The sequence below is a fragment of the Azorhizobium doebereinerae UFLA1-100 genome, assembly GCF_000473085.1.
Taxonomy (GTDB): Bacteria; Pseudomonadota; Alphaproteobacteria; order Rhizobiales; family Xanthobacteraceae; genus Azorhizobium; species Azorhizobium doebereinerae.
Genome location: NZ_AXBA01000005.1, coordinates 178,299 through 194,128, shown reverse-complemented (window position 1 = coordinate 194,128; position 15,830 = coordinate 178,299). Strand labels below are relative to the sequence as shown.

At 72.9% G+C, this 15,830-nt stretch carries 11 protein-coding genes and 1 other RNA gene; 6 read left to right on the top strand and 6 right to left on the bottom strand.

Annotated features, from left to right (window positions below; all coding sequences use genetic code 11):
* Positions 1-4 precede the first annotated feature (4 nt).
* The 5 genes from prfA to YU1_RS0107165 form a co-directional block, all read right to left on the bottom strand.
* On the bottom strand, positions 5-1,075 hold the full coding sequence (prfA, locus tag YU1_RS0107185) for a peptide chain release factor 1 (protein ID WP_029003498.1): 1,071 nt from the start codon (positions 1,073-1,075) through the stop codon (positions 5-7).
* 69 nt (positions 1,076-1,144) lie between these two features.
* Positions 1,145-3,412, bottom strand: a complete 2,268-nt coding sequence (gene ptsP, locus YU1_RS0107180) for a phosphoenolpyruvate--protein phosphotransferase (RefSeq protein WP_029003497.1) — start codon at positions 3,410-3,412, stop codon at positions 1,145-1,147.
* Positions 3,413-3,655: 243 nt separating this feature from the next.
* Positions 3,656-4,918, bottom strand: coding sequence for an aspartate kinase (locus tag YU1_RS0107175; protein WP_029003496.1), 1,263 nt, complete (start codon positions 4,916-4,918; stop codon positions 3,656-3,658).
* A gap of 315 nt (positions 4,919-5,233) precedes the next feature.
* A complete protein-coding gene (gene aroB, locus YU1_RS0107170; protein ID WP_029003495.1) occupies positions 5,234-6,370 on the bottom strand; it encodes a 3-dehydroquinate synthase in 1,137 nt (378 codons plus the stop codon).
* 42 nt (positions 6,371-6,412) lie between these two features.
* Positions 6,413-7,072 carry a shikimate kinase gene (locus YU1_RS0107165; RefSeq protein ID WP_029003494.1) on the bottom strand — a complete coding sequence of 220 codons (660 nt, stop codon included), beginning with the start codon at positions 7,070-7,072 and terminating at the stop codon, positions 6,413-6,415.
* Between the two features lie 131 nt (positions 7,073-7,203).
* Here YU1_RS0107165 and YU1_RS33950 point away from each other — a divergent pair, with 131 nt between their 5' ends.
* The 6 genes from YU1_RS33950 to YU1_RS0107140 all read left to right on the top strand — a co-directional run bounded on the left by YU1_RS33950 (position 7,204) and on the right by YU1_RS0107140 (position 11,562).
* Positions 7,204-7,347 (top strand): hypothetical protein, encoded by a 144-nt coding sequence (locus YU1_RS33950; protein ID WP_029003493.1) that lies wholly within the window; start codon positions 7,204-7,206, stop codon positions 7,345-7,347.
* Positions 7,348-7,357: 10 nt separating this feature from the next.
* Positions 7,358-8,278, top strand: coding sequence for a site-specific tyrosine recombinase XerD (locus tag YU1_RS0107155; RefSeq protein ID WP_029003492.1), 921 nt, complete (start codon positions 7,358-7,360; stop codon positions 8,276-8,278).
* Between the two features lie 33 nt (positions 8,279-8,311).
* Positions 8,312-8,685, top strand: a transfer-messenger RNA (tmRNA) gene (gene ssrA / locus YU1_RS32575).
* A 273-nt stretch (positions 8,686-8,958) separates the two neighbouring features.
* Positions 8,959-9,534 carry an SspB family protein gene (locus YU1_RS0107150; RefSeq protein ID WP_029003491.1) on the top strand — a complete coding sequence of 192 codons (576 nt, stop codon included), beginning with the start codon at positions 8,959-8,961 and terminating at the stop codon, positions 9,532-9,534.
* Positions 9,535-9,567: 33 nt separating this feature from the next.
* On the top strand, positions 9,568-10,836 hold the full coding sequence (locus tag YU1_RS0107145) for a flavin monoamine oxidase family protein (protein WP_035714262.1): 1,269 nt from the start codon (positions 9,568-9,570) through the stop codon (positions 10,834-10,836).
* Positions 10,837-11,052: 216 nt separating this feature from the next.
* On the top strand, positions 11,053-11,562 hold the full coding sequence (locus YU1_RS0107140; RefSeq protein WP_029003489.1) for a dihydrofolate reductase: 510 nt from the start codon (positions 11,053-11,055) through the stop codon (positions 11,560-11,562).
* 323 nt (positions 11,563-11,885) lie between these two features.
* On the opposite strand, the gene YU1_RS0107135 is transcribed toward YU1_RS0107140, so the two are convergent.
* Positions 11,886-15,773: an AsmA family protein gene (locus tag YU1_RS0107135; RefSeq protein ID WP_029003488.1), complete on the bottom strand. Its 3,888-nt coding sequence runs from the start codon at positions 15,771-15,773 to the stop codon at positions 11,886-11,888.
* Positions 15,774-15,830 lie beyond the last annotated feature (57 nt).

The window sequence follows — 15,830 nt, the reverse complement described above, 5'->3', positions numbered from 1 at the left end:
GGGGTCAGTCCCGCTCGGCGGCCATGAGGCCGGCCTGATGCTCGGTCAGCAGCGCGTCGATGATCTCGTCCAGCGCCTGCCCGGTCATCACCTCCTCCAGCTTGTAGAGGGTGAGGTTGATGCGGTGGTCGGTGACCCGCCCCTGCGGGAAATTGTAGGTGCGGATGCGTTCGGAGCGGTCGCCCGAGCCCACCTGCCCGCGCCGGTCGGCGGCACGGCTCGCGTCGGCCCGCTGGCGCTCCTCGTCCAGCATGCGCGAGCGCAGCAGCGCCATGGCGCGGGCCTTGTTGCGATGCTGCGAGCGCTCGTCCTGCACCGCCACCACGATGCCGGTGGGCAGGTGGGTGATGCGCACCGCGCTCTCGGTCTTGTTCACATGCTGCCCGCCGGCGCCCTGGGCGCGGTAGACGTCGATGCGCAGGTCGCTCTCGTTGATGTCCACGTCCACCTCCTCCGCCTCGGGCAGCACCGCGACGGTGGCGGCGGAGGTATGGATGCGGCCGGAGGCCTCGGTGTCCGGCACGCGCTGCACCCGGTGGACGCCGGATTCGAACTTCATGCGCGCATAGGCGCCGCGCCCGTGCACGGCGGCGACCACTTCCTTGTAGCCGCCCATAGAGCCCTCGCTCTCGGACAGCAGTTCCACGCTCCAGCCCTTCTCGGCGGCGTAGCGCGCATACATGCGGAACAGGTCACCGGCGAACAGCGCCGCCTCGTCGCCGCCGGTGCCGGCGCGCACCTCCAGGATGACGCCGCGCTCGTCCATGGCGTCCTTGGGCAGCAAGGCGAGGCGGACCTCCTTGGCCAGCACGTCGAGCTGCGCCTCCAGCCGCTCCACCTCGCTCTGGGCGAGGTCGCGCATTTCCGGGTCGCCGAGCATCTCGCGGGCGTCGGCCAGGTCCTGCTCGGCGGCGCGCAGGGCCCGGACCTGCTCCACCACCGGGGACAGGTCGGAGAATTCGCGGCCGAGGCGGACATATTCCTCGCCCTCGGCGCCAGCGGCGAGCAGCGCCTCCACTTCCCGATGGCGCGCCACCACCTGGTCGAGCTTGGCGGTGGGCAGGTCGATGCTCATGCGGCCGCTCCGGGGGTGACCGCAGCGGCCGGGATGGACAGGAAAACGAGGGCTGGCAGGCGCATGGCGTCAGAGCGGCAGTCCGCTCTCCTCCGCGAACGCCTTCAGCCGCGCCCGGATGTCGGCGCCGCCGGTGGTGTCGTCCAGCAGCGGCAGCAGGATGGCCCGCGCGGCGCCCACGTCCAGGTCCAGCACCATGGACTTCACCGGCCCCACCGAGGCCGGCGACAGCGACAGCGCGCGATAGCCGAGCGCGGCGAGCGCGATGGCCTCCAGCGGCCGCGAGGCCAACTCACCGCACAGGGTGACCGGCTTGCCGTGGCGCGCCCCGGCCTCCGCCACCATGCGGAAGGCCCGCAGCGCGGCGGGCGACAGCGGATCGAAGCGGTCCGCCACGCGCACGTTGGAGCGGTCGGCGGCGAACAGGAACTGCACCAGGTCGTTGGAGCCCACGGAGAGGAAGTCGGCGCGGGAGAGGATCTCGTCGAGCTGGAACAGCAGGGACGGCACCTCCACCATGGCGCCGACGAACACCTTCTCCGGCAGGCTGTGGCCATGCTTGCGCAGGTGGGTGAGCTCGCGCTCCAGGATGGCTTTCGCCTGGTCGAACTCGTGCACGTCCGCCACCATGGGGAACATCATGCGCAGTTCGCGCCCGGCGCCGGCCCGCAGCAGCGCGCGGATCTGGCTGCGCAGCAGGCCCGGCCGGTCGAGGCCGAGGCGGATGGCACGCCAGCCGAGCGCCGGGTTCTCCTCCTCCACCGTGCGCATGTAGGGCAGCACCTTGTCGCCGCCGATATCCAGCGTGCGGAAGGTCACCGGCCGCTCGCCCACCGCGTCGAGCACCGCCCGGTAGAGGCCGAGCTGCTCGGAAATGCGCGGGAAGGTAGCGGCCACCATGAACTGCAACTCGGTGCGGAACAGGCCGATGCCGGCGGCGCCGGTCTCGGCGATGTGCGGCAGGTCCACCAGCAGGCCGGCGTTCAGGTGCAGGTCGATCGCCACCCCGTCCCGGGTGACGCTGGGAATGTCGCGCAGCGCGGCATAGCGCGCCTGCCGCTTGGCGCGGAAGCGCACCTTCTCCGCATAGGCGGCTTCCACGTCGCCGGGCGGGCGCAAATGCACCTCGCCGGCCTGGCCGTCCACGATCACCGGATCGCCGGCCTCCGCGAGGCCGGAGGCGTTGTCCACCTGGCCGACGGCGGCGATGCCGAGCGCGCGGGCGACGATGGTCACGTGGCTGGTGGTGCCGCCCTCTTCCAGCACCAGGCCGCGGATGCGGGTGCGGTCATAGTCCAGCAGCGCGGCCGGGCTCATGTTGCGGGCGATGAGGATGGCGTTTTCCGGCAAATCGGCGCGCTCGGAGGCGCGGGTGCGCCCGGTCAGTTCGCGCAGCAGCCGGTTGGCGAGGTCGTCGAGATCGTGCAGGCGCTCGCGCAGATAGGGGTCGGAGGCGCGCATGATGCGGGCGCGGGTGTCCGACTGCACCCGCTCCACCGCGCCCTCGGCGGTGAGGCCGGAGAGCACCGCCTCGCGCATCTTGTGCATCCAGCCGCGGTCGTGGGCGAACATGCGGTAGGCTTCGAGAATGTCGCGATGCTCGCCGGCCTTGGACAGGCCGTCGTCCTCCAGCAGCAGGTCGATGGAGGCGCGCAGCTTGCCGATGGCGCCGTCGAGGCGTGCGGTTTCCTTGTGCACGTCATCGGCGATGACGTTGGTCACGACGATGCGCGGCTCGTGCAGCACCACATGGCCGAGGCCGAGGCCGTCGGCCAGCGGCACGCCCGTCAGGTGCAACGGCCGGCGCACCGCCGGCTCCGCGCCGGGCTTGGCGAGCGCGGTCAGTTCGCCCGAGGCGATCATCTCCGCCAGTACCATGGCGGTGGTCTGGAGCGCCTCGATCTCCTCGTCCGTATAGGTGCGCCGGGCGCGGTTCTGCACCACCAGCACGCCCAGCGTGTTGCCGCCGCGCAGGATCGGCACGCCGAGGAAGGAGTTGTAGATCTCCTCGCCCGTTTCCGGCCGGTAGGAGAATTCCGGGTGGTTCTGGGCGTCGGAGAGGGCGAGCGATTCGGCCTCTCGGGCGACGTGGCCGACGAGGCCCTCGTCGGTGCGCATCACGGTGAGATGCACCGCGTCGCGGTTCAGGCCCTCGGTGGCATAGAGCTCAAGCGTGGCGTCGACGCGCAGCACATAGACCGAGCAGACTTCCGCCACCATGTTGGCAGCGATCAGCACCACGATCTTGTCCAGCCGGTCCTGCGCGCTGATCGGCTCCGCCATGACTTCGCGGAGACGCCTCAAGAGCACGCGGGGACCGCCGAGCGCGCCACGCATCGACCGCATCCTCGAAAACGGGTGGCCGGGAACCGCGTTCCCGGAACGGGTCTGCGGACGGCGCCCCCCGGCGACTCAAACCTCACACACCGCGCCCCTCACCGCCGGCCTCGGGTTCCAGGCCAGCCAGGGCACGCGAAGGGCGGACCGGCCCGGATCACCCCGTGGCCGCACGCCGTCCTTCAACTTGGCATTTGCACCGCGTCCCGCGCTACTCGGATGACGAGCGGCGCGAGGCAGGCATCAGCTATCCAGCCCGTATAGCGAATGGAGAGTCCGCACGGCAAGCTCGGTATAGGCCGCATCGATCAGGATGGAGATCTTGATCTCCGACGTGGTGATCGCCCGGATGTTGATCCCCTTGGCGGCGAGCGCCCGGAAGGCATCGGCGGCGACGCCGGCGTGGGAGCGCATGCCGATGCCGATGACCGACACCTTGGTCACGTCGGTGGCGCCTTCCACGGTCTCGAAACCGATGGTGTCCCGGGCCTTTTCCAGCACGCTCTTGGCGCGCTCGTAATCGGCGCTGGGGACGGTGAAGGTGATGTCCGTGTAGCGGCCGTCGGCCGACACGTTCTGCACGATCATGTCCACATTGATGTGCGCGTCGGCCAGCGGCACGAACACGGCGGCGGCGATGCCGGGCTTGTCCTCCACGCGGCGGATCGACACCTGGGCCTCGTCCTTGGCGAAGGCGATGCCCGTGACCACCCGGGCTTCCATCTGGTTTGCCACGATTTCCTCCTCGTCGCAGATGAGGGTGCCGGCTGCTTCGACCGTGCCCATGTGCGGGGCATCGGGATCCTCGAAGCTGGAGCGCACGAAGGTGCGCACCTGATGCACCATGGCGAGTTCGACCGAGCGGACCTGGAGCACCTTGGCCCCGAGCGAGGCCATTTCCAGCATCTCCTCGAAGGCGATGCGGTCGAGCCGGCGGGCCTTGGGCACCACGCGCGGGTCGGTGGTGTAGACGCCGTCCACGTCGGTATAGATGTCGCAGCGCTCGGCGCCGATGGCGGCGGCGATGGCCACCGCGCTGGTGTCCGAGCCGCCGCGCCCCAGCGTGGTGATGCGGCCGGAGGGCAGGTGGATGCCCTGGAAGCCGGCCACCACCGCCACCTCGCCGGCATCGAGGCGGGCATTCAGCGCCGTGCCGTCGATCTCCTGGATGCGGGCGGAGCCGTGCGCGTCGTCGGTGGAGATGGGGATCTGCCAGCCCTGCCAGGAGCGGGCATCGAGGCCCATCGACTGGAGGGTGATGGCCAGAAGGCCGGACGTGACCTGCTCGCCGGAGGCGACCACCGCGTCATATTCGCGCGCATCGTGCAGAGCGGAGGCTTCCTTGCACCAGCCGACCAGTTCGTTGGTCTTGCCGGACATGGCGGAAACCACGACGGCGACCTGATAGCCGGCGTCCACTTCCCGCTTCACATGGCGCGCCACGTTGCGGATGCGTTCGATGGTGGCGACAGACGTGCCGCCGAACTTCATGACCAGCCGAGCCATGTGCTCGTGCCTCTCTCAAAAACCGGATTGCCAGGGAGAACGAACCGTCAGCGGGCGAAGGGCGCCACGCGCCGCCGCATCATTTTCGCGCGCGGCGTTTCGCTTTCGCCGTCGCGTGCGCGGACATGGCGCCCATGGGAGTTCGACCCATGGCGCGATGCGGGACGGACACGCGGATCTCGACCGGCTGAAACATTCCTGACCCCTTCCCGCAGAGAGGTTTCGCTGCGGGTCATGACTTGGCGCGCCTAAATAGCGATGTCCCGCCCGTCCGGCAATGGGGCGTTGGTTGATGCGAATCTCTGCAAACTGCGCTCAGGCAGCGCGCATCTCCGCCAGGAAGGCGCGCACGCTCGCCGCGTCCACGTCCCTGGCGACGAACGCTTCACCGATGCCGCGGGCCAGGATGAAGGTGAGCTGGCCGCGCGAGACCTTCTTGTCCTGCGCGATCAGGGTCATCAGGCCGTCGGTGTCCGGCAGGTCGCCGGGCACGTCGGCGATGCGGGTGGGCAGGCCCACCGCCGCCAGATGGCGCTGGGCGCGCACGACGTCTTGACCGGGACAGAGACCAAGACGCGCGGAATAAGCGAAGGCGAGGCACATGCCGATGGATACCGCCTCGCCGTGCAGCAGCCGCTGGGAATAGCCTGCGCCCGCCTCCAGCGCATGGCCGAAGGTGTGGCCGAGGTTGAGCAGCGCCCGGTCGCCGGTCTCGGTCTCGTCGCGGGCGACGATGGCCGCCTTCGCCATGCAGCTGGCAGCCACGGCTTCCACCCGCTGGGCATCGCCGGTGACGATGTCGCGCCACGCGCCTTCCAGCCAGTCGAACAGCTTGGCGTCACCCAGCAGGCCGTACTTAGCCACCTCGGCATATCCGGCGCGCAGTTCTCGCGCCGGCAAAGTATCGAGCGCCGCCGTGTCGGCGACCACCAGGACCGGCTGGTGGAAGGCGCCGATCAGATTCTTGCCCTGGGGCGAGTTGATGCCGGTCTTGCCGCCGACGGAGGAATCCACCTGCGAGAGCAGCGTGGTCGGCGCCTGCACGAAATCAAGGCCGCGCCGCACCACCGCGGCGGCGAAGCCCGCCAGATCCCCCACCACGCCGCCGCCCAGCGCCAGCACGAGGTCGCGCCGCTCGACGCGGGCGGCGATGAGGCCCTCGGTCACCTGCTGGAGGCCGGCATAGCTCTTGGTGGCTTCGCCCGGCTCCACCACGATGGCGGAATGGGCGATGCCCGCCTGGGCCAGCGCGGCCTCCACCGTGCCGAGGTGGCGCCCGGCCACGTTCCTGTCGGTGACGATGGCCACCCGCGCGCCGGGCCGCAGCGCGGCGATGCGCCCGCCGATGCCGGCCAGCAGGCCGGGGCCGATGGCGATGTCATAGGCCCGGCTGCCCAGTTCGACGCGCACCAGGCGCGGGGACGGGGCGGGCACTGCGGGAGAGGCGGTCATGTCGGGTCCTGATCGGGGGGATGGCCGGGCGCAGCCTCGGCCTCAAGATGCGGGAGGGGCGGGCGTCGCCTGTCCCTCGGCCTTGCGCTGAAAATGGGTGGCGATGGCGAGGAGCACGTCCTCCACCACCGCCTCATGGGCGGTATCGCGCGATTCCACCCGGATGTCGGCGAGGGCATAGACATCGCCGCGCGCGGCCAGCAGGGCGGCCAGCTTCTCGCCCGGGTCGCCCTCGGCGAGCAACGGCCGGTCGGCGCGCTTGCGCACCCGGCGCAGCAGCACGGGCAAGTCGGCGCTCAGCCAGACCGAGACGCCCAGCCGGGCGATGGCGGCGCGGGTGTCGGCATTCATGAAGGCGCCGCCGCCGGTGGCGAGCACGCAGGGGCCGGTCTGGAGCAGGCGGGTCATCACCCGCTTCTCGCCCTCGCGGAATTCGGCTTCGCCCCGGCTGGTGAAGATTTCCGGGATCGACATGCCTGCGGCGCGCTCGATCTCCTCGTCCGCGTCCATGAACGGCAGGCCGAGCCGCTTGGCGAGGCGGCGCCCGACGGAGGATTTCCCCGCGCCCGGCATGCCCACGAGCACGATGCAGCGGGGGCCGAGGTGCTCCAGCACGGCAGCGTCGGCCACGGGCGCGCCCTGTGCCTCCACCTTGCTCCGGCCCAAATGACCACCCACCGCCGTCTCCTCCGCCCCGGTCATGTTATTCGGCTCATAGAGATGTAGCGCCGCCCGTAGCACCGCCAGGGCGAACCGGCAATGCCGGTTGAAAGCTCAGCCCTGGCGTGCGACCAGTCGGGAAAGTACGTCCAGCGCGATTCGGAAGATAGACTGTGCCGAGCCTTCTGCGCTTCCTCCTGGTTATCGCGATCCTGGCCGGCCTCGGTTATGCCGGCGTCTGGGCGCTCGCGACCATGGTCCAGCCGGTGCAGCGTGACACCAGCTTCACGGTCCCGAACGACCGCTTCGCCAAGTGATGGGGCAACGATGAGCGCCTCCGGCCCCATCGCGCTCTTCCTCGACATGCAGGCGGTGGAGCGCGGGGCGAGCAGCCACACGCTGGACGCCTATGGCCGGGACCTCGCCGATTTCGCCGATTTCCTCTCGGTGCGGGAACGCGGCGTCGCGGAGGCGGAGACGCCGGACATCCGCGCTTATCTCGCCGAACTGAGCGACCGCGGCCTGAAGTCCACCACCGTGGCGCGCCGCCTCTCGGCCATCCGTCAGCTCTACCGTTTCCTCTATGCGGAAGGCCGGCGGGGGGATGATCCGGCCGCCGTGCTGGAAGGCCCCAAGCGCGGCCGTCCGCTGCCCAAGGTGCTCAGCGTCGAGGAGGTGGGCCGGCTGATCGACACCGCCCAGGCCCGCGCCGCCGAGCCCGCCCCGCCGGCCGAGCGGCTGCGCCGCCTGCGCGTGGTCTGCCTCGTCGAGCTGCTCTATGCCACCGGCCTGCGCGTCTCCGAGCTCGTCGCCCTGCCGGCCTCCGCCGCCCGGGCGCGGGAGGTGCTGGTGGTGACGGGCAAGGGCGGCAAGGAGCGGCTGGTGCCCTTGAGCACGCCGGCCAAGGCCGCCATGGCCGCCTATCTGGCGGCGCGCACCGAGCAGGGGCTGGCCGGTTCCAAATGGCTGTTCCCGACGGCGGCGGAGAGCGGCCACCTGACGCGGCAGCACGCCGCGCGGGAACTGAAGGATCTGGCGGTGGCCGCCGGGGTGGCGCCCGAAGCCTTGTCGCCGCATGTGCTGCGCCATGCCTTCGCCAGCCATCTGCTGGCCCATGGCGCCGATCTGCGCATCGTCCAGACCCTGCTCGGCCATGCGGATGTTTCCACCACGCAGATCTACACTCACGTGCTGGACGAGCGGCTGAAGAGCATGGTGCGCGACCTGCATCCCCTGTCCGGCGGCTGAGATCGGGGGGCTGTCCCCATTATCCGCGCCCGGCCCCTTTCATCGCCGGCCCCGCCCGCCTATATTCAACGGGCCGGCGCAAGCCGGCTATGGCGATAAATGGTTGTCGGAATAAACCTTTCGGACCCGGGGGCAGTACCCGGCGCCTCCACCAAAGCCCACAACGCGGCGCGGCGACGCATCGCGGGTTGGGCTCCGGCGGGGGCGAAACAGGATCGACGAGGGCGTAAAGGGCTTTCTTTCGCTCGGCATGGTTCCGCCGATATCGGGCCGACCTATAGTTGCGAATGACAACTATGCTCCGGTTGCCGTTGCCGCGTGAGCGGTAAAGGTACCGAAATAAAAGTCCTACTGGGTAGCACTGGATAGGCGGGGTTCGGAGGCACCTGGCAACAGAAGCCTCCACTTCCCTCCGGGGGGCGTGCCGGCTCCGGGGGAAAGGGAATGGGGCGAAATTCCCCATTTGGAACACCCTGTCGCATCGCGGCTGTCGCATGGCGTTTCCGCTCGGGCCTCCTGCTTGGCGCGCGTCGGCGGCGGAGCGGGACCGGCGGGGCCGGCCAGCGCCATCGCCTGGGGACGCTGCTTCATCGCGACGCAGCCTCCGGCGGGATCAGCAGTCGGCAGGCCCCCGAGCCGGCAGGACTGCCAGTCAGCAGGACACAGAGTCAGCAGGACCCATGCCGCCGGTCGATCACATCCGCTACGATCTTCTCGCCCAGGAAGCCCTGCGCGGCGTCGTCCGCCGCGTGCTGACGGACGTGGCCCGCGACGGCCTGCCGGGCGATCATCATTTCTATCTGTCCTTCGACACGCGCGCCCCCGGCGTGCGCCTCTCGCAGCGCATGCGCGAGCAGTATCCCGAGGACATGACCATCGTGCTCCAGCACCAGTTCTGGGACATGACCGTGACCGAGCACGCCCTGGAAGTGGGGCTCTCGTTCGGCGGCGTGCCGGAGAAGCTGCTGATCCCCTTCTCCGCCATGAAGGGCTTCTTCGACCCGTCGGTGAAGTTCGGCCTCCAGTTCGACCTCGGCACGCCCGAGGAGGAGCCCGAGCTGGACGGGGCGCAGGACACCGCCGCGCCGGCCGCGCTGCCCGGCACCGTCCGCCCGCTGCGCGGCGCCGCCTCCGAGCCGCCGGTGATCAGCGCCAGCAAGCCCGAAACCGCCGCCTCCGGCGACGGGGAGGAGGGCACTCCGCCCGCCTCCGGCGGAGCCGAGGTGGTTCGCCTGGACGTCTTCCGCAAGAAATAGCGCGGTCCGCCGCCCCCGCATGAAGTGCCGCCCATGACAGCCGAGTTCGACGTCGTTGTCGTGGGTGCGGGTGCGGCGGGACTCGCGGCCGCGCGCACCCTCCACGCGGCCGGCGCCCATGTGCGGGTGCTGGAAGCCTCCGGCCGCACCGGCGGGCGTGCCTTCACCGATACCGCCAGCCTCGGCCAGCCCTGGGACCTGGGCTGCCACTGGCTGCACCACGCCCGCGACAATCCCTTCGTCGCCCTCGCCGACCAGCTCGGCTTCCGCTATCGCCGGACCGAGGGGCGCGGCAACCGCCGCCTGCATCTGGGCACCCGCTGGGCCGACCCCACCGAGGAGGCGGCGGCCCGCGCCGAGGTGGACGCCGCCTTCGACGTTGTGCGCGCCGCCGGCCGTGCCGGGCGGGACGTGTCCGCCGCCGCCGCGCTGGCGGAGCGCGACGGCGATCCGCGCTGGACCGCCTTGGTGCGGCAATGGTTCGGGCTGATGTCGGCGCAGGAGCCCGAGCGCATCTCGTGTGTGGATTTCGCCGCTTATGTGGACACTGACGACAACTGGCCGGTGACGGACGGCTACGGCGCCCTGGTGCGGGCCGCCGGCGCCGACGTGCCGGTGACGCTCGCCTGCCCGGTGCGGCGGCTGGACTGGTCCGGCCCGCATGTCGGGGTGGAGACCGATGCCGGCACGCTCAAGGCCCGCGCCGTCATCGTCACCGTGTCCACCCAGGTGATCGCCGACGGCGGCCTGGGCTTCTTCCCGGCCCTGCCGGTGGCATTGGCGGAAGCCTGCGCCGCCCTGCCTCTCGGAGTGGCGGAGAAGGTGGCGCTCAGCTTCGACCGCGACGTGTTCGGCTTCGCCGACCGCACCGGCCTCGGCGTGCTGGGCGCGGATGATCCCCGGCGCGGCCCCATCCAGTTCCAGCTTCTGCCCGGCGCCCGTCCGGCCGCCATCGGCCATCTGGCGGGTGCGGCGGGAGGCGATCTGCTCAAGGCGGGCCCGGCGGCCATGACCGCGGCGGCGCTGGACGCGCTCTGCGCCGTGTTCGGCGAGGACCTGCGCCGCCGGCTGCGCGGCAGCTTCACCACCTCGTGGGCGAACGACCGCTTCATCGGCGGCGGCTATTCCTGCGCCGTGCCGGGGCAGGCCGGGGCGCGAGAGCATTTGTTCGAGCCGCTGGCCGACAGGATCCTGTTTGCCGGCGAAGCTGTTCATCGCACCGCCTTTTCCACCTGCCACGGCGCGCACCTGTCCGGCATCGCGGCGGCGGAGCGGGCGCTGGCGCTGCACCCGCCTGGCTGACGCTCGCCGGCGGCGTCCGGCTTTCGTCGGCTGCGGGAGGCGGACATTTCGCCGGCGTGGTTTTGCCTGTATCGCCATGAGGCGTCGGCCCGGCACGCGGCACGACCGGCCAGAAGGGCCAACCAGAAGGGCCGGGCAAGTGGACGGGCGTTGCGGCCGGCGGACCGGCCGCAACATGGCTGGTCGTGCGGCCGGCCTGAACGACGGAGTATGGTGATGCGTCCCTTGTCCCAGATCGTCGCCGTGGCGGAGAACGGCGTCATCGGCCGCGACCAGGCGCTGCCCTGGCACCTGCCGTCCGACCTGAAGCGCTTCAAGGCGCTGACGCTGGGCAAGCCGATCCTGATGGGGCGGCACACCTATGTATCCATCGGCCGCCCGCTGCCGGGGCGCATCTCGGTGGTGGTGGGCACCGATCCCGCCTTCGCCCCGCCGCCGGAGGTGCGGGTGGCCCGCACCCTGGAGGAGGCCCTGGCCCTGGCCGAGGCTGCGGCGCAGGATCTCGGCGCGGACGAGGTGATGGTGATCGGCGGCCGCCGCATCTTCGCCGACACCCTGCCGCTGGCCCATCTGGTGCACCTGACGCAGGTGCATGCCGCGCCCGAGGGCGACGTCCGCCTGCCGCCGTTCGATCCCGCCGTCTGGCGCGAGCGCGACCGCGAGGGCCCGCTCCAGGGCCCGGGCGACGACCTGCCCTTCAGCTACGTGACGCTGGAACGGATCTGAGCCTCCGGGGATCGTCCGGCGGACAGGACGGACCCGCCCGCCTGCTCCGGCCGACACGGCACCCTCTCCACACCGACGCCCGCCCACCGATGTCTCCCTCTCCCGCGCAGCGGGAGGGGGTGGGGGCCGGAGCGAGCCATCTGCGCCGGGCGCCGCCGGCGGCCGGAGGCCGCGCGGTGTCGCCGGCCGTTCGCGCTGTGACGCGGTTTCCGCGCTGGCGCGCGGCCCCCACCCCGGCCCTCCCCCGCGAGCGGGAGAGAGAGTGGGGCCGCGCGGGTGGCGGGGCAGGCGTGGTGCCGATCCGGCAAGCTTCAATCCGGGACTCAGTCCGGGACCAGGCCCGGCGGGCGGGGGAAGGTGCCGAAGCCGCCCACGCCGGGGGCGATCGACAGCGGCGGGTCGGCGTCCGGACGGGCCGCGCGCGGCCGGATCGTGGGGCTGATCTCCACCGGCGGCGGCAAGGGCGGGGCGGCCTGTGTGTCCACCTGCCGGGGGCTGGCTTGGCGGGAGTCCGGCTGGCGCGGCTCGGCGCGCGGCTGCGGCGGTGCCGGCAGGGGCATCGGGGCGGCCGGAAGGGCGGGCGTCGCCGCCGGAGCTGACGCGGCCGGCGCCGTGATCGGCGCGGCGGGCGGCGTGGGCGTTGCCTGGGGTGCGGGCTGGGGCGCGGGCGGGGTCTGAGGCGGGACTTGAGGCGCGGCCTGGGGCGGGGCCTGGGGCGCGACTTGGGGCGCGATTTGGGGCGCGACCTGCGGGGCGGCCTGAGGCACGACCTGAGGCAGAGGCGCCGGCGCGGGAACGGGGGGGGCGGCGGGAGACGCGGCGGCGGGCGGCTGCGCTGCCGGCGCGGCAGATGCCGGTGCTGGTGCCGGGGTGGCGGGCACCAGGGCGGGGGCGCCGCCGCCGAGGCCCTGGCGCTCCTCCAGCCGCCTGGTCTCGCGCTCGATGGCGCGCATGGAGATGACGCCGGTCAGCGCCGTGGACGTCACCTTGCGTTCCGGCACCGCCAGCGGGCCGCGCCAGGAGATCGCCCCGCCGGGCATGGTGCCGGGGGCGTCGCGGCCCTCCTGCTCCAGCGTGATGTCCAGCACCTGTCGGGCGAGGTCGAGATTGCCGGAAATCATGATGCTGGTGTTGCCCACCACCGCGCGGGCGGGCGAGAGGCGGGCGACGCCGTTGACGATGCCGAAGGTGCCTTCCAGGCTGTCCAGCCGCAGCGGCCCGCGCGCCAGCGCGCGGTCATACATGGCGGTGATGCGCCGCTCGTCCGGCGGCGTGCCGGTGGCGGTGTCGGCCATCACGCTGTCCAGCGCCCGGGGGTCGGCGCCGGGAATCTCAAGCTCCTGCACCGACAGCGTGCCCTGGCCGGAGAGCGCCTGGACGATGGCCAGCGGCGTGCGGCCGGTGCCCATGGCGTCGAGCACCAATGTCACCCGCCCGCGCGGCGGGGCGCGCACGGCGAGCGGCGCGAGGAGGATGCCGCTCTCCACCGCGTCCAGCGATAGCCGCCCGTCGGCCTGGAGCATCTCGCCGCGCCGCCGCAGGGTCAGCCCGCCGCCCAGATGGCCGGAGCCGAGGGTGCCGGCGAGGTCGCGGACTTCGAAGGCGCTGCTGTCGGCGAGGATGCGCATGTGCCCGTCGGCGACGGCATAGGCCCCGCCCAGCTCGATCTTCTTCGCGGTCAGATCCAGCGCGAAGGCGGCGGGCGCGGGCGCGGCGGGGGCGAAGCGCGCCGCCGACCACGGGCCGGTGCCCACGTCCGGGCCGGCGCTGCGCGCGCTCCACAGGCCGATCAGCCGGGGGACCGAGAGGGCGTCCAGCTCCAGGCGGCCGCTCAGCCGGGGCAGGGCGCCGGGCTCCAGGTCGAGGGCGCCGGCGACGGGCGCGCCGGCCAGCGTGCCCGCCAGCCGTTCGAGCCGCCACAGCGGGCCGGCGCGCGACAAGGCGAAGGTGAGGCTGCCGGGGACCGCCCCGTCCGTGGCGCCGGCCGCCGCCAGCAGGCGGGCGAGGTCGGGGCCCTCCAGGCGCATGTCGAGGGTGGGCAGCAGCGCGCCGTCGGGCGCGAGGCGCACGCTGCCCTGGCCGCTGGCCTGCGCATTGCCGAGCGACAGGCGGCCGTCGAAGCCGGCGGTGCCGTCGGCGCGGGGATCGATGGCAAGGTCGATGCGGGCCGGGCCGAGGCCCTGGCGCAGGCCGGGCAGGCCGGCCGCCTCCAGCGCCCTGGCGCCGTCGGCGGCGGTGAGGGCGAGGTCCACCCGGCTCGGTGCCGTCCCGTCGGTGCGGGCGAAGGCGGCGCGGCCGGAAAGCTGGCCGAGCGTGCCCTCCGCGGTGAGGCCGTGGGCGCCCTTCTCGCCCCAGGTGGCGGCGGCGGAGAGCTGCACCGGGGCGGCCACCGGCAGCAGGCGCTGGACGGCGTCGGCCGCCTCCGGCCCGGCCACCAGCCGCGCCAGCGGCACCAGCCCGTCCGCCTTGCCGCCGGCGATGGCGAGGCCGAGCCGCCCGGTGGGGGCCGCGCCCGCCGTGTCCATCTGCCCGGTGCCGGTGATCCTGAGGCCGACGAGATCGTCGAGGCTGAAGCGGGAGAGCGCCCAGGACTGGCCGGTGGCCTCGGCGGTGACGGCGAGGCCGCGCAGCGGCAGGCCGGACAAAGTGAGGGACTGGCCGTCCAGCGAGACGCGGCCGGTGAGCGGCACGCCGCCGCCGACGGCGCGCCGGGCGAGGCCGACCAGCGGGTCGAGGTCGGCGCCCTCCATGGCGAGCCGAAGGTCGAGCTGCGGCGGCTTGCCGGCGGTGAAGCTCAGCGCGCCGTCGCCGCGCAGGCGGGCGGGGCCGAAGGCGGCGTCGAGCCCGGAGACGGCGTAGCGCGCGTCATCCGCCGAGATCCGGCCGGCGATGCGCACCGGGCCCCGCACGGCGGCGGCATAGTCCTGCGCCGCGCGGGGCGCGGCCCAGCGCAGGAAGGTGGCGGGGTCCTCGGAGGTCAGCGTGAGGTCGCCGCCGAAGGCGGGCTGGGCCGCCCCGCGCGCGGCGATGCCGGAGAGGCGGATGGCGGTCTGGCCCGGCAGCTTGGCCTCGCCGGTGTCGATGCGCCAGCCGTCCGCCGTGCCGGTGAAGTCGGCGCGGGCGTCGCGGATCACCGTGCCGCCGACGGTGAGCTGGTCCACGGCGATGCCGATGCGCGAGGTGACGTCCGGCGCCGGCAGGGCGGCGAAGCCGGCGAGGAGGCCGGTCAGCGTGTCGGCGGGGGCCTGGGCGGCGCCGGCGGGCACCGGGCGCAAGGCGTCGAGATCGAGGCTGCGGGCATTCAGCACCGCGTCGAGGCCCACCGCGCGGCCGAGCGACAGCCGGGCCGAGCCGGAGAGCTGCACCGGGCGGGTGTCCTCGCCCATGGCGAGGTCGAGCGTGTCGGCGACGATGGCCTCGGGAGAGGCGCGGACAGCGGCGGACAGGCGCCAGGCGTCGGCGGCGGCGCCGGCCTCGCCCCGGCGCACCAGCGTGCCCTTGCCTTCGAAGCGCGGCGTGCCGCCGGCAAAGCGCATCTGGCCGTCGAGATCGATGGAGAAGGGGCGGGTGCGGCCGTCGGCGATGAGGCGCAGCCGGCCGCCGTCCTCGGTGAGCCGGCCGAGGCTGGTGCGCAGGGCGTAGCGCTCGCCGCCCGCCACGCCGTCGCCGTCGAGGCGGAACGGGCCGAGGGTGGAGCGCACCTCGCCCTTGAGGTTGAGGTCGGAGAGCCGGAGGCTGCGGTCGGCGCCGCGGTCGAGGATGTCGAGCGTGCCCTGCTCGATGGCGATCTGGGCGATGGCGATCTGGGCGATGGCGAAGCCGGCGGGGCGGCCGGTGCCGGTGGGGGCGGTGAGGCGGCCGGCGCTGTCCAGCACCAGGCGCAGGCTGGGGCGCACCAGGGTGACGCGGCTCGCCTCCACCTCGCCGCGGATGAGCGGGCCGAGGGCGAGGTCGGCGCGCAGCTCGCGCACCGTGCCGCCGGTGGCGACCTCGTCGGCGCCGAGCGCGACGTTGCGCAGGACGATGTGCGGGGTGGGCAGGATGTCGGCGTCGATCTGGCCGCGGATCAGCACCGGCACGCCGAGGACGCGGCTGGCCTCGGCCTCGAAGCTGCTGCGCCAGGCGGTCCAGTCCACGACGAACGGCGCCGCGAAGGCGGCGCCGATGGCAAGGATGACCGCCGTGGCGAGGCCGATCAGGATGGCTTGCACGCGCCTGTCCCCATTCCAGTGTCCATGGCGGGTCCGCCGCGCCCGGCGGACCCGAGG

What these genes read in the sequence shown, in the direction of transcription:
- YU1_RS0107140 (WP_029003489.1), top strand. Translation starts at nt 11,053, where the DNA reads ATGCGTCCCTTGTCCCAGATCGTCGCCGTGGCGGAGAACGGCGTCATC.
- aroB (WP_029003495.1), bottom strand. Translation starts at nt 6,370, where the DNA reads ATGACCGCCTCTCCCGCAGTGCCCGCCCCGTCCCCGCGCCTGGTGCGC.
- YU1_RS0107155 (WP_029003492.1), top strand. Translation starts at nt 7,358, where the DNA reads ATGAGCGCCTCCGGCCCCATCGCGCTCTTCCTCGACATGCAGGCGGTG.
- YU1_RS0107175 (WP_029003496.1), bottom strand. Translation starts at nt 4,918, where the DNA reads ATGGCTCGGCTGGTCATGAAGTTCGGCGGCACGTCTGTCGCCACCATC.
- YU1_RS0107150 (WP_029003491.1), top strand. Translation starts at nt 8,959, where the DNA reads ATGCCGCCGGTCGATCACATCCGCTACGATCTTCTCGCCCAGGAAGCC.
- YU1_RS0107145 (WP_035714262.1), top strand. Translation starts at nt 9,568, where the DNA reads ATGACAGCCGAGTTCGACGTCGTTGTCGTGGGTGCGGGTGCGGCGGGA.
- prfA (WP_029003498.1), bottom strand. Translation starts at nt 1,075, where the DNA reads ATGAGCATCGACCTGCCCACCGCCAAGCTCGACCAGGTGGTGGCGCGC.
- ptsP (WP_029003497.1), bottom strand. Translation starts at nt 3,412, where the DNA reads ATGCGTGGCGCGCTCGGCGGTCCCCGCGTGCTCTTGAGGCGTCTCCGC.
- YU1_RS0107165 (WP_029003494.1), bottom strand. Translation starts at nt 7,072, where the DNA reads ATGACCGGGGCGGAGGAGACGGCGGTGGGTGGTCATTTGGGCCGGAGC.